At 54.3% G+C, this 24,310-nt stretch carries 21 protein-coding genes; 16 read left to right on the top strand and 5 right to left on the bottom strand.

Features of this window, described 5'->3' with window-relative positions; genetic code table 11:
- Window positions 1-67 precede the first annotated feature (67 nt).
- From ACT3TC_RS13450 to ACT3TC_RS13460, 3 genes are all read left to right on the top strand, one after another.
- Window positions 68-1,579: a CoA-acylating methylmalonate-semialdehyde dehydrogenase gene (locus ACT3TC_RS13450; protein ID WP_444640369.1), complete on the top strand. Its 1,512-nt coding sequence runs from the start codon at window positions 68-70 to the stop codon at window positions 1,577-1,579.
- Window positions 1,580-1,599: 20 nt separating this feature from the next.
- A complete protein-coding gene (locus ACT3TC_RS13455; protein ID WP_444640370.1) occupies window positions 1,600-3,264 on the top strand; it encodes a GMC family oxidoreductase in 1,665 nt (554 codons plus the stop codon).
- A 189-nt stretch (window positions 3,265-3,453) separates the two neighbouring features.
- On the top strand, window positions 3,454-3,660 hold the full coding sequence (locus tag ACT3TC_RS13460; protein WP_054641278.1) for a cold-shock protein: 207 nt from the start codon (window positions 3,454-3,456) through the stop codon (window positions 3,658-3,660).
- A gap of 503 nt (window positions 3,661-4,163) precedes the next feature.
- Here ACT3TC_RS13460 and ACT3TC_RS13465 read toward each other — a convergent pair.
- Window positions 4,164-4,526 carry a helix-turn-helix domain-containing protein gene (locus ACT3TC_RS13465; protein WP_226912098.1) on the bottom strand — a complete coding sequence of 121 codons (363 nt, stop codon included), beginning with the start codon at window positions 4,524-4,526 and terminating at the stop codon, window positions 4,164-4,166.
- Complete coding sequence (locus ACT3TC_RS13470) at window positions 4,523-4,819, bottom strand: type II toxin-antitoxin system HigB family toxin (protein WP_444640371.1); 297 nt, start codon at window positions 4,817-4,819, stop codon at window positions 4,523-4,525. Before ACT3TC_RS13470 ends, ACT3TC_RS13465 begins: the two co-directional genes overlap by 4 nt.
- Window positions 4,820-5,340: 521 nt before the next feature.
- On the opposite strand from ACT3TC_RS13470, the gene ACT3TC_RS13475 reads away from it, so the two are divergent.
- The 7 genes from ACT3TC_RS13475 (at window position 5,341) to ACT3TC_RS13505 (ending at window position 14,402) form a co-directional block, all read left to right on the top strand.
- Entirely contained in the window at window positions 5,341-7,110 is a 1,770-nt protein-coding gene (locus ACT3TC_RS13475) for an SLC13 family permease (protein ID WP_172117279.1), read from the top strand.
- Window positions 7,111-7,231: 121 nt separating this feature from the next.
- On the top strand, window positions 7,232-7,897 hold the full coding sequence (locus ACT3TC_RS13480) for an alpha/beta hydrolase (RefSeq protein WP_172117278.1): 666 nt from the start codon (window positions 7,232-7,234) through the stop codon (window positions 7,895-7,897).
- 68 nt (window positions 7,898-7,965) lie between these two features.
- Window positions 7,966-8,652 carry an NADH-quinone oxidoreductase subunit K gene (locus tag ACT3TC_RS13485; RefSeq protein ID WP_444640372.1) on the top strand — a complete coding sequence of 229 codons (687 nt, stop codon included), beginning with the start codon at window positions 7,966-7,968 and terminating at the stop codon, window positions 8,650-8,652.
- Entirely contained in the window at window positions 8,649-10,139 is a 1,491-nt protein-coding gene (locus tag ACT3TC_RS13490; protein ID WP_444640373.1) for a complex I subunit 5 family protein, read from the top strand. The genes ACT3TC_RS13485 and ACT3TC_RS13490 overlap by 4 nt, the downstream gene beginning before the upstream one ends.
- On the top strand, window positions 10,136-11,641 hold the full coding sequence (locus tag ACT3TC_RS13495; RefSeq protein ID WP_444640374.1) for a complex I subunit 5 family protein: 1,506 nt from the start codon (window positions 10,136-10,138) through the stop codon (window positions 11,639-11,641). Before ACT3TC_RS13490 ends, ACT3TC_RS13495 begins: the two co-directional genes overlap by 4 nt.
- Window positions 11,638-13,410, top strand: coding sequence for a proton-conducting transporter transmembrane domain-containing protein (locus ACT3TC_RS13500; protein WP_444640375.1), 1,773 nt, complete (start codon window positions 11,638-11,640; stop codon window positions 13,408-13,410). The genes ACT3TC_RS13495 and ACT3TC_RS13500 overlap by 4 nt, the downstream gene beginning before the upstream one ends.
- Window positions 13,407-14,402, top strand: a complete 996-nt coding sequence (locus ACT3TC_RS13505; RefSeq protein ID WP_444640376.1) for a YihY/virulence factor BrkB family protein — start codon at window positions 13,407-13,409, stop codon at window positions 14,400-14,402. The genes ACT3TC_RS13500 and ACT3TC_RS13505 overlap by 4 nt, the downstream gene beginning before the upstream one ends.
- Window positions 14,403-14,479: 77 nt before the next feature.
- Here ACT3TC_RS13505 and ACT3TC_RS13510 read toward each other — a convergent pair whose 3' ends face one another.
- Window positions 14,480-15,889, bottom strand: coding sequence for a PhoH family protein (locus ACT3TC_RS13510; RefSeq protein ID WP_444640377.1), 1,410 nt, complete (start codon window positions 15,887-15,889; stop codon window positions 14,480-14,482).
- Window positions 15,890-16,092: 203 nt separating this feature from the next.
- Window positions 16,093-16,962: a LysR family transcriptional regulator gene (locus ACT3TC_RS13515; RefSeq protein WP_444640378.1), complete on the bottom strand. Its 870-nt coding sequence runs from the start codon at window positions 16,960-16,962 to the stop codon at window positions 16,093-16,095.
- A 122-nt stretch (window positions 16,963-17,084) separates the two neighbouring features.
- On the opposite strand from ACT3TC_RS13515, the gene ACT3TC_RS13520 reads away from it, so the two are divergent.
- Complete coding sequence (locus ACT3TC_RS13520; protein ID WP_444640379.1) at window positions 17,085-17,951, top strand: cation diffusion facilitator family transporter; 867 nt, start codon at window positions 17,085-17,087, stop codon at window positions 17,949-17,951.
- A gap of 99 nt (window positions 17,952-18,050) precedes the next feature.
- Here the strand turns inward: ACT3TC_RS13520 and ACT3TC_RS13525 are convergent, their stop codons facing one another.
- Window positions 18,051-18,236: a DUF3008 family protein gene (locus ACT3TC_RS13525; protein ID WP_172117269.1), complete on the bottom strand. Its 186-nt coding sequence runs from the start codon at window positions 18,234-18,236 to the stop codon at window positions 18,051-18,053.
- Window positions 18,237-18,360: 124 nt separating this feature from the next.
- Between ACT3TC_RS13525 and ybaK the strand changes: the two genes are divergently transcribed.
- From ybaK to ACT3TC_RS13550, 5 genes are all read left to right on the top strand, one after another.
- The gene (gene ybaK / locus ACT3TC_RS13530) at window positions 18,361-18,828 is read left to right on the top strand and encodes a Cys-tRNA(Pro) deacylase (RefSeq protein ID WP_172117268.1); all 468 of its coding nucleotides are present in this window, start codon (window positions 18,361-18,363) and stop codon (window positions 18,826-18,828) included.
- A gap of 105 nt (window positions 18,829-18,933) precedes the next feature.
- On the top strand, window positions 18,934-20,331 hold the full coding sequence (gene dbpA / locus ACT3TC_RS13535) for an ATP-dependent RNA helicase DbpA (RefSeq protein WP_444640380.1): 1,398 nt from the start codon (window positions 18,934-18,936) through the stop codon (window positions 20,329-20,331).
- A gap of 62 nt (window positions 20,332-20,393) precedes the next feature.
- Window positions 20,394-21,269 (top strand): PA4780 family RIO1-like protein kinase, encoded by an 876-nt coding sequence (locus ACT3TC_RS13540; RefSeq protein WP_444640381.1) that lies wholly within the window; start codon window positions 20,394-20,396, stop codon window positions 21,267-21,269.
- 93 nt (window positions 21,270-21,362) lie between these two features.
- Window positions 21,363-22,418, top strand: a complete 1,056-nt coding sequence (locus tag ACT3TC_RS13545; RefSeq protein ID WP_444622544.1) for an AbrB family transcriptional regulator — start codon at window positions 21,363-21,365, stop codon at window positions 22,416-22,418.
- 18 nt (window positions 22,419-22,436) lie between these two features.
- Complete coding sequence (locus tag ACT3TC_RS13550; protein ID WP_444640382.1) at window positions 22,437-24,305, top strand: ABC transporter ATP-binding protein; 1,869 nt, start codon at window positions 22,437-22,439, stop codon at window positions 24,303-24,305.
- The last annotated feature ends 5 nt before the right edge of the window (window positions 24,306-24,310 follow it).

Here is a 24,310-nt window from a genome sequence, read left to right on the forward strand (position 1 = left end):
TTGATCGCGCCAACAATCACGCTAGTCTGGGCAGATCCCATTGGTTCTGCTTATAAAGGTAGTGATGATGACAACAACAGCCATTCAGCACTTTATTAATGGTCAGATCAGCGAAGGTTGCTCTGGCGATGCCCAGGATGTGTTTAACCCAGCCACCGGCCAAGTCACCGGCCGTGTCGCCCTGGCGTCACAAAGCGATGTGGAGGTGGCTGTAAATGCGGCCAGTGCAGCATTTCCTGCGTGGGCCGATACGCCACCCATTCGACGGGCTCGGGTGCTGTTTAAGTTTCTGGAATTATTGAATACGCATAAAGATGCCTTGGCTGAGGCGATCACCCAAGAGCATGGCAAAGTATTTACCGATGCCCAGGGCGAGGTGGCGCGCGGGATCGATGTTGTCGAGTTTGCCTGCGGTATCCCCCAACTGCTTAAAGGTGACTACACCGAGCAGGTCAGTACCGGTATTGATAATTGGACAACCCGGCAACCGCTTGGTGTTGTGGCGGGTATTACGCCGTTTAACTTCCCGATCATGGTGCCGATGTGGATGTTCCCTATCGCTATCGCCACGGGTAACACCTTTATTCTCAAACCAAGCCCGCTTGACCCTAGCGCGTCACTAATGCTGGCAGACCTTCTGAAGCAGGCCGGTTTGCCCGATGGCGTGTTTAACGTGGTGCAGGGAGGGAAGGAGTCTGTTGAAGCATTAATCGATCACCCCGAGGTCAAAGCGCTCTCGTTTGTTGGCTCGACGCCAATTGCCAACCTGATCTATGAGCGGGGTGCCAAGCACGGCAAGCGGGTGCAGGCATTGGGTGGGGCGAAAAACCATATGGTCGTGATGCCTGATGCGCACCTGGATAAAGCGGTGGATGCGTTAATTGGCGCCGCCTACGGCTCGGCGGGCGAACGCTGCATGGCGATTAGCGTAGCGGTACTGGTCGGCGACGTGGCGGATAGCGTGGTGCCCAAGCTTGCCGAGCGCGCTAAAGCGCTAAAAGTAAAAAATGGCATGCAGCTGGATGCCGAAATGGGGCCGATCGTAACGCGTCAGGCCCACCAGCGTATTACCGGCTACATCGAAAAAGGCGTGTCTGAAGGTGCGAAACTGATCGTGGATGGCCGTGAGTTTGATACTACCCAGGTGGGTAGTGACTGTGCCGACGGCTTCTGGATGGGCGGCACGCTTTTCGACCACGTCACGCCGGAAATGACGATCTATAAAGAAGAGATCTTTGGCCCGGTGTTGGTGTGCGTACGCGTGCCGGATGTCGCGACGGCCATTCAGTTAATCAACGACCATGAATTCGGTAACGGCGTCAGCTGCTTTACCGAAAGCGGCAGCGTGGCAAGAGAGTTCGGGCGCCGTATTCAGGTTGGCATGGTCGGTATCAATGTGCCTATCCCGGTGCCGATGGCGTGGCACGGCTTTGGCGGTTGGAAGCGTTCACTGTTCGGCGATACCCACGCCTACGGTGAGGAGGGCGTACGTTTTTATACCAGGCAGAAGTCAATTATGCAGCGCTGGTCAGACTCGATTGATAACGGGGCTGAGTTTGTGATGCCGACGGCCAAATAAGTCGATGCGGAGCAAGGCAAATGACACAACAACAAACCTTGGCATTTGACTACATTGTGATAGGTGCAGGCACCGCAGGCTGCCTGATGGCCAACCGGTTAAGCGCCGATCCGAATAATCGGGTGCTTCTAATCGAAGCGGGTGGGCGCGATAACTATCACTGGATTCATATTCCGGTGGGGTATCTGTACTGCATTAATAACCCGCGCACCGATTGGCTGTTTCGCACCGAGCCAGAACAAGGCCTGAACGGCCGTTCGCTGATTTACCCGAGGGGTAAAACCCTGGGCGGCTGTTCGAGTATCAACGGCATGATTTATATGCGCGGCCAGGCGCGCGATTACAATCACTGGGCAGAAGTCGTGGGTGATGAGGCGTGGCGGTGGGAGAACTGCCTGCCGGACTTTATGCAGCATGAAAGCCACTACCGGCTGGATGAAGGAGGCGATGCGGATGCCGAGCAGCGCGAGTTTCACGGCGATAGCGGTGAGTGGCGGGTTGAAAAGCAGCGCTTGAAGTGGGAAGTGTTGGACGACTTCGCCGAGGCGGCCGTGCAGGCCGGCATTCCCCGCACCGAGGATTTTAACCGTGGCAATAATGAAGGCGTTGCTTACTTTGAAGTCAACCAGCGTAGTGGCTGGCGCTGGAACACCGCCAAGGCGTTTTTACATCCCGCGCTTAAACGTAACAACCTGACGCTTTGGCACTCTACCCAGGTGAATCGGCTCTGCTTTGAAGATGATCAGGGCAGCCCACGCTGTAACGGAGTAGACGTTATCCAGCGCGGGAAAAATCTGAACGCCCGCGCCAGCAAAGAAGTAATTTTATGTGCCGGTGCCATTGGCTCGCCGCATCTTTTGCAGTTATCGGGTATTGGGCCTAAAGCACATCTTGAAGAGCACGCCATTGAGGTAGTGCATGACCTGCCGGGTGTAGGCGAGAACCTGCAAGATCATCTTCAGATCCGCTCAGTGTATCGTGTCACCAATGCAAAAACGCTCAATGCAGTAGCAGGCACTTTGCTGGGTAAAGCAGGCATTGGCTGGGAGTATCTGTGCAAGCGCACCGGCCCCATGAGCATGGCACCTTCACAACTTGGCGCCTTTACGCGCAGTTCTAACGAGTATGAGCACGCTAATATTCAGTATCACGTTCAGCCATTAAGCCTTGAGGCATTTGGGCAGCCGCTACATCCTTATCCGGCCATTACCGCCAGCGTATGCAACTTAAATCCGAGCAGTCGCGGAACAGTCCGCCTGAAAAGCTCCAATCCAGCTGATGCTCCGGCTATTTCGCCCAACTATTTAAGCACCCACGAGGATCGAAAGGTGGCCGCTGATTCACTGCGCGTTACTCGGCACATTGCAGCGCAAGCGGCTTTTTCCAAATATGCTCCCGAGGAGGTTAAACCGGGGCTTGAGTATCAAAGTGATGACGAGCTAACGCGCTTGGCAGGCGACATAGGTACCACCATTTTTCATCCAGTAGGCACAACACGGATGGGTTGTGCTGATGATCCGATGGCCGTTGTGGATGCTAAATTACGAGTGCTGGGCGTCAAGGGGTTACGCATTGCGGATGCGGGGATAATGCCCACCATCACCAGCGGTAATACAAACTCGCCCACGTTAATGATTGCAGAAAAAGCGGCTAAATGGATTTTAGAGGAAAATGTGTTGCATTAACTTTTTTTTTAAGCATAGTGTTGACGTGTGACCTGGTTAGGCGCATTCTTAAACGCAGTTGGTTAGCAAGTCGAACGTTGTCAGCAGTATCGAACGCCTAAGCGTGAGTCTGGTGAAAGTTTCTTGTTCTACCCACTGCAATTCGGGTATTTCCCGGCTTTACATTAAGCTACATCGAGGATTTCGATCATGGCAACTGGTACCGTTAAGTGGTTTAACGACACTAAAGGTTTCGGCTTCATTTCTCCGGACGACAATGGCGACGACCTGTTCGCGCATTTCTCTGAAATTCAAGCTGACGGTTTCAAAACTCTGCAAGACGGCCAGAAGGTTTCCTTCGACGTCACTCAGGGTAAGAAAGGCCTTCAGGCTTCCAACATCAAAGTTCTGGGTTAATTCTCAGCATTTGATGTTCGCTGCTAGCGCCAGGCGTTAGTAAGCTGAAAAAACGCTCGTGAGCGTAATGCCGTTCGGTTAACGATGACCGAAGGCTCTAAGAAAATCCGGTATTCTTCATTGGATACCGGATTTTTTTGTGCCTATTCAACAGACATTGCTCGATATTGATGAGCTACATTCCTTCACTGGCCTCAGCACCTTTGCCCAGCATATCCCTGTCGAATGGATAGAGTCTGCTCTTCACCTTTCTGGATGACCGTCCTCGACCATCAAGGCCGAGGACGGTAAAAATATCCAAAACCCGCTATCCAGTAAATCGCAAGGCGGCGCCGCTTAAGTGAACAGCATTACGAGCCTAGCGCCGGGGCTTTTTGCTATCCACTTCCCAGCTAGAAGCGTCACAGATGCCACTACCGAGCAAATCAGATACAGCAGACATTGCGGTTAGAGTCTTTTGATGGGCAGGAAGGATTCAACCCCGCTGAAGCGGGGTCTGGTGGTTAGGCGACCTGATTCATAAGGCTGTCGTAAGGGATTTTCAGGCCGTCATGAAGTCTTTTTATCATGCCCAGGCTTAGCTTGCGCTTACGGTTCAATACCTCAGAGACGCGGCCACTAGGACCGATATAAGCCTCAAGGTCGCGCTGCGTTAGCCCCTGTTGCTCCATGCGAAATTTGATAGCTTCGATGGGGTCGGACGGGCCAATGGGATAGTGCTTATCCTCGTACTTCTCAATAAGGATGGAAAGCACTTCAATTTCATCGGCTTCAGGAGAGTCCGGCGCGGCACTCCAAAGCTCTTCTAGGCGAGCGAAAGCGCGATCAAGGTCGCTATCATTACGGATGGGCTGAATGTTCATCATATTGTCTCCGCATCAATTTTATCGTACTGAGCATGGGTGCCGACGAATCGAACCCAGGCAATTTGCTGCTCATAACGAATGGATAGGATTACCCGGTACTTATTGCCGCCGATATTGAAAACAGCGCGCCCACCTTTAAGGATGCTGGCTGTTCTAATATCAGCCTTTAGTTGCTGTGGTGTTTCCCAAGATGCCTTTAGCATCATGTTATACCACTCGGTCAGCGGGGTTTCGGCATCGCCATAGCCCTGCTCCCAAAACTCTTTCAGCGTACGCTTTGCTATGACTCTCATGCCACCTCCCAATATGGGATATTGTAGCGCCTCCCGATTTGGGAGTAAAGCTTGATTCCAGCAGGCTAGCGCCGCCTTCCCCTCCCCCCCCTTAAAGCTAAGATTGGTTAGAACGCCCATATCGTCAGATGCCGCTAAGCGCGTCCCCAATGATCGACTGCATGCCTTTCAGGGGGCGCTTGCGGCGGAGGGCTGAAGGAGGCTGAATTCTTGGCGCGAGAGAATGAAGAAACGCGATACCGTATTTCGATCGATTCCAGTGGCACCATGGATATATCGCCTACTGCCTACTAGGGCGCTTATTTATTCTCAAGGGCTTGAGATAGGAAGACCCCGCCGAAGCGGTAATGCTGTTCGGTCATCGGCAAACCTTAACCGAATAGCATTACGCTCACGAGCGGGGTTTTTTGTGTGTGAATTTTCTTATTCTATTTTGGTATTTAAATGTTTCTAAAAATAACTTTTTAGAATATGTGGTTGAGGTCACAATAGCGCATTACTTTTGTTAGGAATGTCGCGTTATGACACTGGATGCATGGATTGCGATAGCGGTGGTTGCCACCATCTTCCCGCTAATGACCGTCTCGAGGTTAGGGCCCGACATCATTTTGCTTGGCGCTGTCATTGTACTGATGACCCTGGGCGTTATTGAGCCAGCTCAGGCGTTAAGCGGCTTTTCCAACAGTGGGCTATTTACGGTCGCTTTTATGTACGTGCTGGTGGCTAGCATCCGTGAAACGGGCGGTATCGATCTTATTATTCGCTATGTATTGGGGCGCCCTAAAACCGAGCGGGGTGCTTTGGTGCGGTTACTGTTACCGGTGGCCTCTTTAAGTGCTTTTTTAAATAACACCCCTGTAGTAGCTACCTATATACCGGCGGTTATGAGCTGGAGTCGGCGGCTGCGACGCTCCCCTCAGCGGCTGCTGATGCCGTTAAGCTTCGCCTCCATTCTTGGCGGTACGATTACCTTGTTTGGCAGCAGCACCAACCTGGTGGTGTATGGGCTGCTGACGGAGCGTTATCCCAATGTGACCATGGGCCTGTTTGACCTTGCCTGGGTGGGTGTGCCGGTCGCCGTGGTAGGGCTTGCCTATCTGGTGATTCTTGGGCCGCGCCTGTTACCTGCCCGCGAGGGGTTGGCCAATGCGTTCGCTAACCCGCGTGAATTTACCATTGAGATGGAGATCGATCGGGAAGGCGTTCTGGTTAATCGAACGGTGGAGGAGGCCGGGCTGCGCCACTTGCAAGAGCTGTTCCTGGTTGAGATCGAGCGTGACGGTAACGTTGTGAGTGTTGTGGGGCCTGGTGAACAGTTAAAGGGTGGTGACCGGTTGGTGTTTGTGGGCACCAGCGATGCCGCTGTCGAACTACAGCAAATTCGTGGATTAATACCCTCGCACGATCATACCTCCAGCCTTGAAAAAGAGTTCAAAGAGCGCCGCTTGGTCGAAGCCGTAGTGTCGAACCAGTGCCAGTTCATTGGCCAGCGCATTCGAGACGGCCGCTTTAGGACGCTTTATGGTGCGGCCGTACTGGCTATCTGCCGAGGCGGTGAGCGTGTCACCGGCAATCTGGGGCAGGTACGCCTGCAGCCCGCTGATGTGCTGCTACTGGAAGCGCGTCCTCCGTTTATTGAACGCCACCGTCAGTCAAAAGACTTTCTCTTGATCAGTGAGCTAAACGGCTCTGCGCGGCCTGTTCATGAAAAAGCGCCGCTCGCCTGGGGGATTCTGCTGGGGGCAGTATTGCTGGCCGCATTCGGCGTTTTGAGCATGCTAAATGCCGCGATGCTGGGCGCTGCACTGGCGCTGTTAAGTGGCTGCTGTTCGGTTGAAGCTGCCCGGCGCGGGCTGGATAGCCAAGTGCTTTTGACGATTGCTGCCTCGTTTGGCGTAGGAGCCGCGCTGCAGAGTTCGGGCGCCGCAGATGCTATTGCCGGCGGCATACTGCATGTCGTAGGCAGTAACCCTTGGCTGCTCTTGATAGGTACGTACTGCGTTGTGGCGCTGCTAACCGAGCTTGTCACTAATAACGGTGCGGCGGTGATTATTTTTCCGGTCGTCATGGCCGCCGCCGAGAGCCTTGGCGTAAGCTCAATGCCTTATGTGATTGCAATAATGTTTGCCGCTTCGGCCAGCTTTTTAACGCCTATTGGCTATCAAACCAACTTAATGGTGTATGGCCCCGGCGGTTATCGTATTAGTGATTTTATGCGCGTAGGCGGTGGCCTAAACGTGCTAACCGGGGCCATCGCACTCATATTGATTCCTCATGTGTGGCCCTTTTAAGCGTAATCACTCGCTGTGAATGCCGGTTTACGTTAGGGTCTGTTAATGTTTCATCGCCGCTTGCGCTAACCGTTCAAGCGCCCTAATCGCGTGCTTTTTTAATTAAGTAAGGATAAATATCATGACGGACCCAGGCGAACTGATTATTGAACCGAAAAACGGTCAACCTGCCGATGCCTGTGTGTTTATCATTCATGGCTTAGGTGCCGATGGGCATGACTTCGAGCCTCTGGTGCCCGCGCTTAACCTTCCTGAAGACGCCCACGTACGGTTTATTATGCCGCACGCGCCACGGCTGCCGGTGACCGTTAACGGCGGCATGGTGATGCCCGCCTGGTACGACATTCTGGCGATGGACCTCGGGCGCCGTGTTGATGAAGTACAGCTGAAATGCTCTGCCAAGCGTATTCAGGCGCTGATACAGGAACAGATTGATCACGGTATCGATAGCCAGCGGATTATCGTGGCAGGGTTCTCTCAGGGGGGCGCGGTGGCTTATCAGGCGGCGTTATCTTTTCCGTTGCCGTTAGGTGGGTTGCTGGCAATGTCGACCTACTTTGCCACAGCAGACAGTATCGAATTGAGTGACGCTAACAAGGCAATTCCGATTGAGGTGCATCACGGTAATATGGACCCTATCGTGGCAGAGAGTTTGGGACGGGCTGGGTTTGAGCGTTTAAAAGCCCAAGGCTACACCGCCAACTATCGCCAGTATCCTATGGCTCACGCACTTTGCCCTCAGCAAGTGGGCGATATTGGTCAGTGGTTGAGCACTCTTCTGAAGTAATCCTTACATCGACAAGTGATCAAAAGATAGGCAAAGTAATTTGTCTATAAGCCGCTGCAAGGATAGCAATGGCAGTAATCTCGTCTGTCGACCTCATCGAGGCTGTATTAGCGCTGTGTCTTTTGATAGCAGCGCTGATTTGCCTATTTGACCGCCATTTGGTGCGTGCGTGTCGCGCCTTTTTTGCCTTTACGCTCACAATGGCGCTTGCCTGGCTAACCCTGGGGATGCCCTGGTTAGCGGCTGTCGAAGGGCTATTGGGCACGGTATTAACTGTTGCCTGCTTTTTTTACGCGTTAGGTATCTTTCCCTCCAGCGCTTCTAAATTACCCCGTTACGATCATTTTGAGCCGCCACTAACGCATAGAGTCATGCGCATTGTGTTAGCGCTTGCCTGGTGTTTGATGGTCGGAGCTGCCATTTTCCTTGTGCTACCTGAAATGGCTTACTCGCCTGCAAAGCACCCCCTGGTGTTGGCCGGAGTGGCGGTGGTGGCCACAGCAATGGGCGCTTTTGCCTGGCAGCGCCATTTATTGCGCCGTTTGCTTGCCTTTAACGTGCTGGGGTCGGGTGTGTTTCTGCTCTTGGCCGGGGTTGCAGGCGCAATTCCCCAAGGGCAGGCGCTGGTTATAGTGGGCCTAGTGATAGCTTGGATCGGATCACTGCTGGGGGCATTAGTGATCCGAAAGCTTTACCAGCTTGAAGGGCAAGAGGCCCTGTTAGAGGATGACGGGCTTGGGGAGAAGGCTAAATGATAGAGCGATTTGGCCTGACAGACAGTACATTCGAGCCGCTTTTGACCAGCCATTGGGCATTGGCTGCCGCCGTGTGTTTGCCGCTTGTCTTCGGTGGGCTAGCCGCACTCTGGCCACCTAAGCGGATGTGGCCTATCGCGTTGGCATGCGTTCCTGTATTGGCCGCCGGGCTATCGTTATTGATCGACTACCAGCAAGTAGGGCTACTGCACTGGGGCTGGGAAGCCTGGGGGATTAATGTTGCGCTGCGCTTAAACGGGGTAAGCGTGCTGATGTTACTGATAACGCAGTGGCTGGCAGCGGCAGCGGCGCTTTATACCCCAGGCTCGCTGCGGCTTTCGGCACCCGAACCGTTGGCCCGTTGGATATGGCCGTTGATGGGCGTTATGGTCAGCGCGCTTTCGTTGATTTGGCTGGCCACTGACTTGATCACGCTCTACCTTGCGCTGGAAGCCATGGGGTTGGCTGCAGTAGGCATGTTGCTGCTTTCAGGTAAGGCCACGGCGTTGTTGGCCGGTATGCGGTATCTGTTGCTTACGCTGGTGGGGTCGCTTGCCTATTTACTGGGCGTCGCGCTGCTGTTGGGCACTTGGGGGCGGCTTGATTTGGTCGGGCTTGCGCAGGTTATTGAGCCAGGGCCGATTGTCTGGATCGCCGCGGCGCTAATAGGGGCAGGGCTTGCCCTGAAAGCTGCTCTCTTTCCGCTTCATGCCTGGCTTTCTCCGGTGCATTCCAGCGCCTGGACGCCTGTGAGCGTATTGCATGCTGGGCTGGTGGTTAAAGCATCGCTATTCGTGCTGCTTCAGCTGTGGAGTCTTTTATTACCGGACACCTTTTGGGCGCCGCGATTAATCGCCTGGCTGGGCATGTTGGCCATTATATGGGGTGGCTTAATTGCCTGGCGTGCTGAAACGCTCAAAACAGTGGTGGCTTCATCAACCGTGGCGCAGTTGGGCTACTTGATGGTGGTGTTCCCCTTATTGCTAGGCCCCAATGTAGCGTCAGTAGTAAAGGCGCTGGCGTGGGAAGGGTTCTGGTTGCAGTTAATAGGCCATGCGCTAGCGAAAGCCGCGATGTTTTTAGCCGCCGGTAATTTGATGATGGCCACCGGTGAAACCACCCTAAAGGGGCTTGCTGGCACCAGCCGCCGCCTACCACTTTCACTGTTGGTTTTTGGAATTGCGTCGGTAACTTTAATGGGGCTGCCGCCAAGCGCGGGCTTTACGGCTAAATGGCTGCTCCTGCAAGCCATGGTGCTCTCCCACCAGTGGCTGGCAGTGGCAGTATTGCTTATAGGTACACTGTTAACCGCCGCCTATATTTTTCGCTTTTTCCGCTATTCGTTCCTGGAGGAGGCCCCGCGCCACCGTTTTCAGCCGCTTGCTCCGGGTATGGATGCGATTGCGCTTTGCTTAGCCATGGCGGCATTAGCGTTAGGACTTTTAGCGCACTTTCCGCTTGAGCTTCTTCATGGAGATAACGCATGAATGTCGCTTGGCTACCCTTGACTGCGTTGGCCGCATCGCTACTGGCTGCGGTGATTATTTTTGTACTGCCTGAAGCATCCAGGCGGATGCGTACCAGTATCAACCTGCTGGCGGCGGTCATCAAAATCAGCCTAGTGGCGCTAATGGTAACGCTCGTAGCACGTGGCGAGGAGGCCGTGTTCAGCTTTCAGGTGGTCGGTAATATCGACTTTGTACTGCGTGCTGACGCGTTGGGCGTCATGTTTGCCGGGCTCTCGTCGCTCTTATGGCTATGCACTACGATTTACGCCATTGGTTATCTGGAAGGAACCGCGAACCGTAAGCGCTTTTTTGGGTTTTTCAGCTTATGTGTTGCCAGTACGCTGGGTATTGCGCTGGCCGGTAACTTGTTTACCTTTCTGATTTTCTACGAAATGCTGACGCTGTCCACCTATCCGTTGGTGGTCCATTCGGGCACTGATAAAGCCTTAAATGCTGGGCGAATTTATCTACGTTACACCCTGACCGCAGGCGTAGTACTGCTGTTGGGTACGGTGCTTTTATATAGTTTAACGAGCGACCATTCGTTCGCCTCCGAGCGCGGTCTAGAAGGCTACTTAGTAAACCACCGCAGCCTGCTAACGTTTATATTTGCGCTTCTGGTGGGCGGGTTTGCCGTTAAGGCTGCGATGGTGCCGCTGCATGGCTGGTTGCCCAGGGCCATGGTCGCACCGGCACCGGTAAGCGCACTATTGCACGCAGTGGCGGTGGTAAAAGCCGGTGCCTTTGGCATTTTGCGAATTATTTACGACCTGTATGGCATTGAGCTAAGCGTAGAGCTTGGGGTTACGACGGTATTAGCAGTGGCGGCCTCGATCACTATTATATACGGCTCAATACGTGCCATCGCGCAGCAGGAGTTAAAGCCGCGACTGGCCTTTTCAACCATCAGCCAAGTGTCGTATATCGTACTTGGGGTTAGCCTGGTGGGTCCTTTTGGCACCATTGGCGCGCTTGCTCACCTACTGCACCAAGGGATCATGAAGGTAACGCTATTTTTCTGTGCGGGTATTTATGCAGAAGAGCTGGGCATCCACCGCATTGATGAGATGGATGGAGCGGGTAAGCGTATGCCACTCACCAGCCTGGCCTTTACGGTGGGCGCCTTTGGCATGATTGGTCTACCGCCTGTGGCCGGATTTATCACTAAATGGTATTTGGGAATTGGCGCCATTCAGGCCGACATGTATTGGGTTGTCGCCGTGTTGGTGTCAAGCAGTGCGCTAAATGCCCTCTATTTTCTGCCGATCGTGCATCGTCTTTGGTTTCGTGTTGGCCCTGCCCATGGCAATGGAAACTGGCCAAAAGATCAGCGTCTTGGACGTTTGGAAACTCACGGCTGGCTGCTCTGGCCTGCGGTGTTTACCGCCGTTCTCAGTATTGCTGCTGGCGCACTTGCCGGGTTGCCGTTTAGCCCACTGGATTGGGCAACGCGTGTAGCCGAGGGGGAGTACCTGCAATGATAACGCTACTCTTGGTGATAACACTTTGCTGGCCGGTCTGCGTGTCGTTGATGGGCGTATGGAAGGCTTATCGTACACCTGCTGCTCAGCGCTGCTACTTCTCGTGGGTCTGGCTCAGTGCGGCATGGCCGGCACTACTGTTGGCGTATATGGGGGAAGCCCAGTGGGTGATAGATGCCTGGATGCTGGGCGGGCACTGGTCGCTTAACGCACTGAGCCGCCCTTGGCTTGCTTTCACCGCGCTGCTTTGGTGTTTTGTAGCGATTCATGCGCGTGGATATTTTGCCAAGGAGCAGGCCAGCGCCCAAGCGGGCGACAGTGCCGCTGAGCGCCGGTTGTTGCGCTTGGCTCTGTTATGGCCATTAACGTTTGTCGGTAACGTACTTCTGATTATCGCCCAGGATATCGCCACTTTTTACCTGGGCTTTGCGCTGATGACATTTGCCGCCTATGGCCTAGTCGTACATAACGGTACGCCGGATGCGAAGCTGGGGGCGAGGGCCTATTTGATTCTCGCGGTGGTCGGCGAAGGATTGCTTCTTGGAGGCTTGCTGTGGGCGGCCGGTAGTGCGGAAACCGTACTGCTGGCAGGCGTACGTGAGGGGATCGCCACGGCTGAGTATGGTGCCTTAATGGCGTGCTTGCTATGGCTTGGGCTGGGCGTGAAGGCTGGCGTTATCGGCTTACACGTGTGGCTACCGCTTGCGCATCCGGCGGCCCCCGCTCCGGCCAGCGCGGTGCTAAGCGGCGCGATGATCAAGGCCGGACTGCTTGGCTGGATCTACGTATTACCCTTGGGGGAAACCTCGCTTTCCGGTGCGCTCACCCGGCTTGGCGACATCATGGTGATCGCTGGTTTGGCCGCTGCCTTTGGCGCGGCGCTGTATGGGGTGTGGCAGAGGCATCCCAAGGCCGTATTAGCTTACTCCAGCATCAGCCAAATGGGCATGCTGACCGCCATGGTCGCTATGGGATTGGCTGCACCCGAGGTGTGGCCCTTGTTGCTGCCGGGCGTGGTCCTCTTTGCGGCTCACCACGCGCTGGCCAAAGGCGCGCTATTTATGGGGACCAGTGTTAGTGAGCATTTACCTCGGTGGCCGTTGGCGCTTGTCTGGGTGCTGCTGGCGCTGCCTGCCTTGTCGCTTACCGGCTCCTTTGGCGCTGGGCTCGTCAGCAAGTGGGGCGTCAAAAGCGCGCTGTATGAGATGCATCATGAGCAACTGGTCGCGCTGTTAACCTGGGCGGCAATTGGCACCTCTGCGTTGGTGAGTGTCAGTCTCTGGCGGCAGTGGCAGCAGCGCAGCACCGGTGGCAGCCATCCTGGTCAGTGGGGTGCTTGGCTTGCTGCATTAACTGCCGCTCTTGTGACGCCGATATGGCTACCGCTTCCTCAAGGGAGTGCGGAAATCCCCCCGTTGAAAGAGTGGTTTAGCCTGATGTGGCCACTGCCCGTAGGCATCGTGTTAACGTGGGCGGGATGGTGGTTAACGCGCCATTGGCGTATATGCCCCCCGCCTGCAGGCGACTTATGGTGGCCTTATGCGTGGCTCGTTCAAAATGCCTTGGTAGGGGTTCGCTCTGCTGGGCAGTGGTGTGGCGATGTTAAAGCAGCATCTGTGGGTATTGCTCTGGCCATTGAAAAACGGATGATGGCGCGCTTAACTCAACTAACGGCCATGGAAAGCTGGATGCGCCACCATACGAGCGGCTTGATGATGGCGTTAGCCATTGTTTTGGCACTGTTATTAATCTGGGAAGGGGCGCCATGAGCCACGAGAGTTCACAGAACCACCGAGGGAGACGTGCCAAAAAGCCCGATGAGATTCCACGTTATGGGTGGTTTGATGTTGTATGGCGGGTGTTGCGCGCCGCTAAGCGTGACCGCCTTACCATGTTGGCGGCTGGTGTCGCGTTTTACGCTTTGCTGGCACTATTTCCTACCATTGCAGCGGTAATATCGCTGTGGGGGTTACTGTTTGACCCGGTGGAAGCAGGGCGGCAGCTTTATGAGCTAAGCCGTTTTATGCCCCCGGATGCGGCAAGCCTTATTGACCAGCAGACCCAGACAGTGGTTGAGAGTGCCGAATCTGGCAACGTAATGGCGGTGCTTTTAGGGCTATTGGTCGCCATGTATATCGCTTCCAAAAGCGTGGGAGTGCTCGTGGTGGGGCTGAATGTGGTTTATGGCGAAAAGGAGCGGCGTAACTTCTTTCTTCGCGGTGTTGTGTTGGTGCTACTGACGTTTGGCCTGATTGGCATGACCTTGGTATCGCTTGGCTTTATTGCGATTGTGCCTGTGTTGGTCGATGCCTTAGCGGTGGATGATCCTTTCGATCAAGTACTTAAGTGGCTGCGTTGGCCTGCCTTGTTGATCATCATGAGCTTTTTAATTGCCCTGTTGTACCGGTTTGCGCCTTATCGGCGTGCCGCGCAATGGCGCTGGTTAAGCTATGGCACGCTGCTGGCGACCACCTTATGGTTACTTGGGTCAGGCGGGCTTTCACTTTATGTCCGCTACTTTTCAAGCTTCAGTGAGCTTTATGGGTCACTGGGCGCCGTGGTTGTACTGATGATGTGGTTTTGGCTGTCTGCGTTTGTGGTACTGCTAGGTGCAGAAGTGAACAGTGAAATGGAGCGCCAGACCTATAAAGACACCACTATTGGTGAAGAGCGCCCATTAGGTGAGCGCGAAGCCTTTGCCGCCGATACGCTGGGGGTTGAAAACCCTTGGAACGGGGATAAAGAAAAAAACCGCCAGTAGCGAGCTGGCGGTTTTACCGTACGTTTACGTATTAGGCGGTTACCCTTGCGGTAAGAGCCCTTTTTAGAACAGCCTTTTTACAAAAGCTCTTCAGCCGCCAGCGCCAGGCGCGAACGCTCAACGCTTTTGAGGGTAATATGCCCGGCGTGTGGCCAGTCACGGAAGCGCTCAACCACGGCCGCCATGCCACAGGTATTGGCGGTTAGATAGGGCGTATCGATTTGCCCCACGTTGCCTAAACAGACAATTTTGGTATTACGTCCGGCACGGGTAACCAGTGATTTAAGCTGTTTGGGTGTAAAGTTTTGTGCCTCGTCGATAATCAAAAAGGTGTCGTTTAAGGTGCGCCCTCGCATAAAGCCTGGCGAGCGAATTTGCACGCGTGAGCCAATCAGTTGCCGTGTTGCGCCATTATCCCAGGTCGACTCTCCTTCGTCATTGCGCAGCAGGTTATCCATATTGTCGTGGAAGGCACCCATCCACGGCGACATCTTCTCCTCCTCGGTGCCGGGTAAAAAACCAATGTCCTCGCCCATTGGAATAGGTGCGCGGGTAAACACGATGCGCTCAAACTGCTTGGCATCCAGGGTTTGCTGGAAAGCGGCGGCCAGCGTCATAAAGGTCTTACCCGTGCCCGCGTTACCGGCAATGGTGACCAGATCAATGTCCGGGTCCATCAGCAGGTTAAGGGTAAAGTTTTGACGGCTATCATGGGCGTGAACGCCCCACACTCCAGCGTGGTGGCGGTAGTTGGTCAACAGCTGTAACCGCGCTGATGAGGGCGACAGCTCACGAATAATGGCCTCAAACTCAGCGCCATTCTCGCTGTCGGAGACAAGCATTCCCAAGTGCCAGTGACGGGGCATGTCGCCACTTAATTGATAAAACGTTTGATGCTCCACCCGCTCAACGCTGACATCAACATTCAGCGCTTCCCAAAGTGCCCCGCCGTTGTGTCCCGCCGATGCGTACACCTGGGCACCCTCAATCATGGCATCGCTGTCTGAGAATGCCCGATCGTTAAAGTAATCCTCCACAGGGACTTTTAGCGCGGCCGCCTTTACGCGCAGGTTGATATCTTTGGTAATTAGAATGACCGAGGCATCGGGGCGCTCATCGCGTAGCCGACAGGTTTCCGCCAGAATACGGTTATCCGGACTGTCGTCCATCGAGTCGAAGGGCTTTAAATCGTTGAAGCAGAGAAAGTGCAGGCGTCCAGATTCGCCGCTAATACGTGGGATGGGGATGCCGCGTTGAATCTCGTCAAAAGTAACCTGGTTGGTAAGGTCAGAGAGCGTACGGCTAACTTGACGTGCCGTACGGGCAATCTCACGAATTCCGTTTTTATGCTTATCCAGTTCCTCAAGAACCGTCATGGGGATAACCACGTCATGCTCTTCAAAGTGGTAGAGCGCTGTGGGGTCATGGATTAGGACATTGGTGTCCAGGACATAAAGCCTTGTCGCTTTCTTATCGAGTCTTACCATCGGGCGATAGCTCCTTGGTTGACGGCAACATCGACACTGGCAGCTACATCTTACGCCTAGATGACACTTGCCTGTGTCGTTCCTCTGGCGTGTCTTTCAATCTCCTTGTGAGGCACTTTTTTATAGCGTGGAAGGATATTGCACTTTTTTCCACTGCTATATTTCACCGAAGTGACCACTCCTACATTTTAGCGAAGTGACCACTACTGCGAATTGCCTAGAAAACGCGCCACTTTGTTAAGGAGTGCGGTGGCCACTACGCCCAGGTTTTCACTCTCTACATAGCGGTAATAGTGGCTTTCCAGGGCAAGGTCGTGATTCAGTGAGTAGAGCTGATCACTTTCCAATGCTTCTTTAACCAGCGGGTGGGGAAGTAGTGCCCATCCCGTGCCGTTTATTACCGCATCTCGGATCACCTCAAACATGGTGAATCCCAGGTAGTTAGCGGAAAACAGCGCCTCGCTGACCAGTTTGTCGTCCTGAATGTGGGTTAAGCAGACTTGCGTGTATTGGGCGAGATCATCGCGATTGACGCTGGGAAGCCGACTCAGTGGGTGCTGTGGAGAGGCCACTAAGCGCATACTTACAGGTGCCAGGTTGGCTGCATGGGTGGCAACGCCTTCGGCGGTATAAAGCCCAAACGCAATATCGACAGTTTGGCGCAGAATAAATTGGCTGTGCTCCTGGGGTGGAACAAGATAAACCGATACAGCGGTCAGCGGGAACTGCTGCTTTAAATCGTGCATGACCTGGTGCCAGAACCGCTCGGGAAGCGCATCATCGCGGGCAATGCACAGCTGGTTTTCGACCCCTTGCAGATGTTGGTGGCAGTGCTTTTTGATTCGGCTGGCACTTGTCAGTAGCCGGTAACAGTCGGGGAGTACGCTTTCACCTACGGCGGTTAGTGTCAGGCTATTTCCCGAGCGTTCAAAGAGTGCCACCCCCAGGCTATCTTCCAGCGCATGGACCGCCGCACTTAGCGTACCGCGCTTTATACCTGACTGCCGTGCAGCGGCGGCAAAGGAGCCGTGCTCAGTAACTTCAACAAACGCCTGGACTTGTTCAGCTCGCATACGGAGTCTCGTGGTTGAGTGCTATTTTTTTTAGCGCTGAGTGATTCGTTAAACGTTAGTACACCCTTTACCATGCAGCACGATTTCCTACAATCCTGCTAAATCAGAATGGAGTTTTCTGCGTGACCCCCTTTATTGCTGAGCGCCGTGCGCTAAGATTTTCAGCTATTTCAGCAAGCTTTTTTGCGCTGTCTGGCTTGGTCCTGGGATTAGCCAGTGGCTCTATCACGATTTTATTCGATAGTGGATATTCACTGTTAAGCCTTGTTCTCGCTTCGCTCTCACTGCTTGCGTTACAGCATGCCCGCAAACCCGCGGATGATCACTACCCCTTTGGGCGGCTAACGGTAGAGCCGCTAGCGGTGCTGCTCAAAGGCGTGGTGATTGCGCTGGTGTGTCTGTTCTCTTTAGTGTCAGCCGTGTGGAGCCTGGCGCAGGGCGGACGCTTGGTGACACTTGATTTGGCCTTGTTATTTGGTGTTGCTAACGTGAGCGGCTGTTTGTTGACCTGGTGGTGGCTAAAGCGCTATGCCCGTATTGCTCGCTCCTCCTTATTGGCGGCTGAGCTGCGTCAGTGGCAAATGGATACCTGGTTAAGCGCGGCGGTAATGCTTGGTTTTGCACTTACCTGGGGGCTCACGTTAACGCCCTGGGCAAGTTATGCGCGGTTGGCAGACCCGGTAATGGTGCTGGTCATTGCAGGCTACTTTTTACCCATGCCTATCCGCATGGTGCGTGGAGCGCTTCGCGAACTGATGTTTGGCGAACCCATGGGCAGCATTCGCCAGGACATGGTGGAAGAGGTCGCCGGTTTTGATATCGCCAGTGACGATGTGCGCCTGGCGCAGGTGGGCAGTTTTCTGATGGTGGATATCCAGCTCGACAAGCAGCAGATCGATGATGCTGAAGAGATTGTGGAGAGCGTTGAGCAGCACTGCTTGCAGCGTAATTTGCGCCCCGTCACCAGCATTACCCTGGTGGCCACGTAAACCGGGGGGAATAGCACTGTCACTTTCGTTAGTGTTCATCATAACGCCTGCTTAATGAAGCGGGCGTTATGATGTAAAAGCGGAGCACTACAAGCGCAGTTAATCGTCTTTCTTCTCTGGTTTGCCTTTGCGCTCGGTGCTTGCCATCTCCTCAAGCTCCTCTTCGCTCATTGAGTTGTACATATCCCTGGAAGCATCATAAAGCTCACTGGGCTTGATTTCTCCACGTTTGGCGGAAAGGGCAGCGCCTGCGGCTTTTTGCTGGGCTTTCGATGTGGCTGGCATAATTAAGGCTCCTTTAGGTTGACTTCCCTTTAGCGCTTACGCTATTTAGCGTAGCAGGCAGGAATAGGCTTTCCAGAGCGCGCCACAAGGGCTGCCCAACTTTACTAAACATCAAGAGAGCGTCATGACACCAGCCATTAATACGGCCAAAAAAGCGGGTATACCGTTTGAAATTCATGAGTATCAGCACGATGTAGCGGCGGAGTCTTACGGCTTGGAAGCCGCTGAAAAACTGGGGGTGGCCGTCGAGCAAGTATTCAAGACCCTGGTAGTAACGCTGGACGGCAAGACGCTTGCTGTGGGGATCGTGCCGGTCACTCATCAGTTGGGCCTAAAGCAGATTGCCAAGGCCGCTGGGGCTAAAAAAGCCGTCATGGGGGTGCCTGCCGAGGTCGAGCGTGCCACTGGTTACGTGTTGGGTGGGGTAAGCCCCTTGGGGCAGAAAAAACGCCTGGCAACCTATATTGATGCGTCGGCTGCGGGCTTTGCCACTATTTTTGTCAGCGCCGGGCGGCGCGGGCTTGAAATTGAGCTGGCGCCCAATGACCTGGCAACCCTTTGTAAGGCTGAGCTTGCGCCACTGGCGGTATGAGATGCACGCAGGGGCAGGCACTTTCTGGTATGGTGCTTCACATTAAAGTGTATCCGTATTAGTTACCTCTTTTACTGGCCGTTAAACGGCCCTGCAGGTTTTATTGTGTCAGACGCCTCCTTCTCGTCGCTCGCCTTACCGGCCACGCTGCTTACTAACCTTGAGTCGCTGGGTTATCACCAGATGACGCCTGTTCAGGCGCAAAGCCTGCCGCCTATGCTGGCCGGGCGGGATGTGCTGGCACAGGCCAAAACAGGCTCGGGCAAAACAGCGGCGTTTGGTTTGGCGCTACTCGCTGAACTACGGGTTGAAGTATTTTCTGTACAGGGGCTGGTACTTTGCCCCACTCGTGAGCTTGCTGATCAGGTAGCCGAAGAGCTGCGCCGTTTGGCGCGGGCCATGGCTAACGTTAAAGTATTAACACTGTGTGGCGGAGCGCCGTTTGGGCCACAGTTAGGCTCGCTTGAGCATGGCGCGCATATTGTTGTTGGTACCCCGGGGCGTATTGAAGAGCATCTGCGTAAAGGTTCGTTGACGCTGGGTTCGCTAAGCACACTTGTGCTGGATGAGGCGGATCGCATGCTCGATATGGGCTTTCAAGCATCATTGGATGCGATCATTGCGGAAACCCCGGCGGATCGCCAGACGCTGCTATTTAGCGCTACCTTCCCTGATCAACAGGAGTCCGGTGGCTTGGCGGCCATGACGCGCGGCGTCATGATGGATCCTGTCAGCGTTAAAGTGGCTGAGGTGCATGACGCCACTACCATTGATCAGCACTTCTATGAAGTGCCTAGTGAAGATGCCCGCTTTGGTGCGCTTAAACAGCTGTTGCTGGTCAACCGTCCGACGACCAGCGTGGTGTTTTGCAACACCAAGCGCGAAACCCAGACGGTAGCCGATAGCCTGTTGGATGCCGGTTTTAGCGCGGTAGCGCTGCACGGTGATTTAGAGCAAAAAGACCGTGATCGTATTTTGATACTCTTTGCCAACCAAAGTGCGTCAATCCTGGTGGCCACCGACGTGGCGGCACGTGGCCTGGATATTGCGCAATTGGATGCGGTGTTCAACTATCAAATTGCTCGTGAGCTAGAGGTTCATGTCCACCGCGTAGGACGTACCGGGCGGGCGGGCGCCAGTGGCATTGCCTGTACACTGGTAACCCCTCAAGAAACCTATCGCTTGGGACGCTTGGCAGAGCTTCTGAGCGAGCAGCTCACTACGGAAGCGCTTCCTAAAGCCACACAAACAGCCCCCTTTGAACCTCCCATGGCGACGCTGCAATTAGCCGGTGGCAAAAAGGATAAACTGCGGCCAAGCGATATTTTGGGTGCCCTGACCAGCGAGGGTGGGCTGCGCGGTGATCAGGTCGGTAAAATTAAAGTGTTGGCCCGCAGTGCTTATGTCGCGGTTGAGCGCAGCGCTGTTCAAAAAGCCCAGGCCAAACTCGAACGTGACAAACTAAAAGGACGCGCCTTTCGTGTGCGTCGCATTCGCTACTGAGTGCCAGAAACTGTCCCTACTTCTAACTGTTTCTACTTCTATAGGAGCCATTGCAGCTAGCCATGAAAACACCCAAACGATTACAGCCCCTGGTCGATGACGGCCTGATCGATGAGGTGCTGACGCAGTTGATGAGCGGCAAGGAAGCACAGGTTTACGTGGTGCGCTGTGACGAAGAAGTACGCTGTGCCAAGGTATTTAAAGAGGCTAAACAGCGCAGCTTTAAGCAAGCGGTACAGTACCAGGAAGGGCGTAAAGAGCGTAATAGCCGGCGTGCCCGGGCCATGGCGAAGAAGACCCGCTATGGCCAAAAAGAGCAGGAACAGGCGTGGCTGACTGCGGAAGTAGACGCGCTTTATCGCCTTGCCGCGGCTGAAGTACGCGTACCCAAGCCTTTCGGTTTTGTGGATGGCGTGCTGCTCATGGAGATGATTACCGATGCCGAGGGCGCTGTTGCGCCACGCTTGGATGACGTAACACTGACCCACGAGCAAGCGCTGCGCTATCACGATAAAGTCATCAAGGATGTGGTGCGCATGCTCTGCGCTGGCCTGATCCACGGCGACTTGTCGGAATTTAACGTGCTGGTAGATGCCGAGGGGCCGGTCATTATTGACCTGCCCCAGGCCGTGGATGCTGCTGGTAACAATAGCGCCGCTGCCATGCTAGAGCGTGACGTTAATAACATGCGCGCCTACTTTGGCCACTATGCGCCTGAATTGCTAAAGACCCACTATGGCAAAGAGATGTGGGCGCTTTATGAGGCAGGCGAGCTGCACCCAGAGAGTAAGTTGACCGGCCACTTCGACTTCGACACCCACATCGCCAATGTCGATGAGTTGATGGAAGTGATCGATGATGCCAAGGAAGAAGAGGCTGAGCGTCAGGCGCGGATGCGCGATGACGAGGATGACGGCGAGATTCCCCAGCCCTACTGACCCCTCAATGTGCATCGGCAGTGATAAACTGCCGCATATTTAGCGGGTTAACAAACCAACCCGCTGGGGTAGGTTGCGGTAGCGAGGGCTGGTGTGAAAGGTGTTGTAAGTACAAGAAGTGCAAAAGGACTGTTAACGTCGCTCATCGTTGGCGCGATAGGTGGCACGATTTTTCAACTTACCGGTTTACCGCTTGCCTGGATGCTTGGTCCTCTGGTTGCCAATCTGCTGGTTTCCTCTCGGGGCGTTAACGTTGTAGTGCCGGAGCGCCTGCGCAATGTTTTTCTCGCTGTTATGGGGTTGGTGTTAGGCAGCCAGGTGACACCGGAGCTCGCTCAGCGGGTGGTCGACTGGCCAATATCAGCTGTGCTATTGCTAGCGGGCATTAGCGCCTCCACGGTGGTGGCTTCGGCCTGGTATCGGCGCTGTGGGTTTGATTCCGTCAGCGCTTGGTTTGCCGCCGCTCCTGGCGCCATGACGGCGATGATTATCCTGGGCGACAAATGTGGCGGTGACCCTCAGCGTATTGCTATTGCCCAGTCGCTTCGCGTGATTTTGGTGATTTTAGTGTTACCTCCTCTTTTTTGGGCCTACGAGGGCGGGGAGGGTGGCATGGCGTTACGGGCAAATGAGTTTGAACATGCCTGGATGCTATTGCTTATTCCTCTGCTACTGCCGCTCGGGCGCTGGCTACGTTTTCCTACCCCCGCCTTATTGGTACCGCTGCTTACCGCTGCACTGCTTTCAGGGTTTGATATTGCCAGTCTTCGCTTGCCCGACTGGGGAATGAACCTGATGCTTTGGGTATTGGGCAGCGCAATCGGTTCTCGTTTTAAAGGCATGACGCGACGGTTGTGGGGGCGCTATTTATGGCAGTCAGGCATTGCCACGCTGTTGGCGCTTATGGTGTTGGCTCTGTTTGCCGAATTGATTCATCAGTTTGTGGGCGTTGGCCGTGATGTAGCTCTACTGGCGCTGGCACCCGGCGGGGTTGGCGAGATGGCCATTTTGGCGGTGGCGCTTAATATTGACCCGGTATTCGTCGCATTTCATCACCTTCTTCGCATGGTGACGTTGATGGTTTTTGCGCCATTTTGGGCTCGCTGGCTTTTACGGCATCAGGCATCTAACCCTACTAATGATCGATAAGTAACGTAAGGAACGTTCATGTTTTCTCGTATGCTGCAGCCGCTATTTCGTTACTTTGAAACGCGCGTAGATCCTTACCCCATGGAGGATGTGCAAACACCGCCTAAAGGCCTGTTGCCTTTCATCAAGCACTTCTCGCGCCCGGTATTGCCGTTGCTGATTGCCATGACGCTATTTACTGCGTTGGTGTCATCTGCGGAGGTGGTTTTCTTTAACTATATGGGGCAACTGGTTGATTGGCTGGGCAATGTAGAGCGTGAAGGCTTTTGGGCTGCGAATGGCCTTTGGTTGACCGGAGTCGGTGTGTTGATGCTTGTGGGGCTGCCACTGTTGGTGCTGGCTCAATCGTTGATTACTCATCAAAGCATCTTCGGTAATTACCCGATGATTGGCCGTTGGCTCTCGCATCGTCATATGCTCAATCAAAGCTTGGCTTTTTACCAGGACGAGTTTGCCGGGCGGGTGTCCCAAAAAGTGATGCAAACCGCCCTGGCGATCCGCGAAACGGTCACCAAGGTGATGGGCCTTTTGGTCTATGCCATTGTGTATTTTACCGGTGCGGCGATTTTGTTGGGGCGGGCCGATTTGTGGCTATTGCTCCCTTTGGGGCTTTGGCTTGTTGGGTATCTGGCCATCATGCGCTTTTTTGTTCCTCGGCTGCGTGATGTGTCCATGGCGCAGGCCGATGCCCGCGCGCAGATGACTGGGCGCGTGGTCGACAGCTACAGCAATATTCAAACCATAAAGCTATTTGCGGATACCGAGCGTGAGCAGTGCTATGCACGTGATGCCATGGAAGGGTTCATGGAAACTGTGCACCGGCAGATGCGTCTGGTCACCATTATGAGTGTCAGCTTAACGCTACTAAATACCGCGCTGCTGGTAGGCACGGCAGGTATGGCGATTAGCACCTGGTATTACGACGCCATTTCGCTAGGCGTATTAACCATCGCGATTGCGCTGGTGATGCGCATTCGCTTTATGTCTGACTGGATTTTATGGGAAGTGGCGGGCTTGTTTGAAAATATTGGTACGGTACAGGATGGCATGAACACTATTGCCCGCGAACCGACCATCAGTGATGTGCCCAATGCGCCCGCCCTCCATGTACCGGCGGGTAAAATTCATTTTGATGCGCTGCGCTTTGGCTACGAGCAGGCCAAAGGCGAAAGCCGAACCGTGTTTGATGGGTTGAACCTGACAATCGCCCCCGGTGAGAAAATTGGCCTGATTGGTCGTTCAGGCGCGGGTAAATCGACCCTCGCTAACCTACTGCTGCGTTTTTATGATGTTCAGGGCGGGCGCATTCTTATCGATGAGCAGGACATTGCTCAGGTCACGCAAACCTCGTTGCGTCACCAGATTGGCATGGTGACCCAGGATACCTCGCTTTTGCACCGTTCACTGCGCGATAACATTCGCTACGGCACCCCACAGGCAGATGATGAAGCGGTATGGGCCGCCGTATGCCGTGCCCATGCGGATGCGTTCATTAACGACCTGGTGGATCCTCAGGGGCGTCGTGGGTTAGACGCACATGTGGGCGAGCGCGGCGTTAAGCTGTCGGGCGGCCAGCGCCAACGTATTGCCATCGCGCGCGTACTATTGAAAAACGCGCCTATTTTGGTATTGGATGAAGCCACGTCGGCGCTGGACTCTGAAGTGGAAGCCGCCATTCAAGAGCAGTTGGATACGTTAATGGAAGGCAAAACGGTTATTGCTATTGCCCATCGTCTCTCTACCATTGCAATGCTTGATCGACTGATCGTGGTCGAGCAGGGGCGTATTGTAGAAAGCGGCACGCATACCGAATTGCTCGCTCAAGACGGTATTTATGCGGGGCTATGGAAGCGCCAGTCGGGCGGCTTTCTTGGGGTCGATATGTGATGTTT

The sequence above is a fragment of the Halomonas sp. AOP27-A1-41 genome (assembly GCF_052378605.1).
In the GTDB taxonomy this organism is placed as follows: domain Bacteria; phylum Pseudomonadota; class Gammaproteobacteria; order Pseudomonadales; family Halomonadaceae; genus Vreelandella; species Vreelandella citrativorans.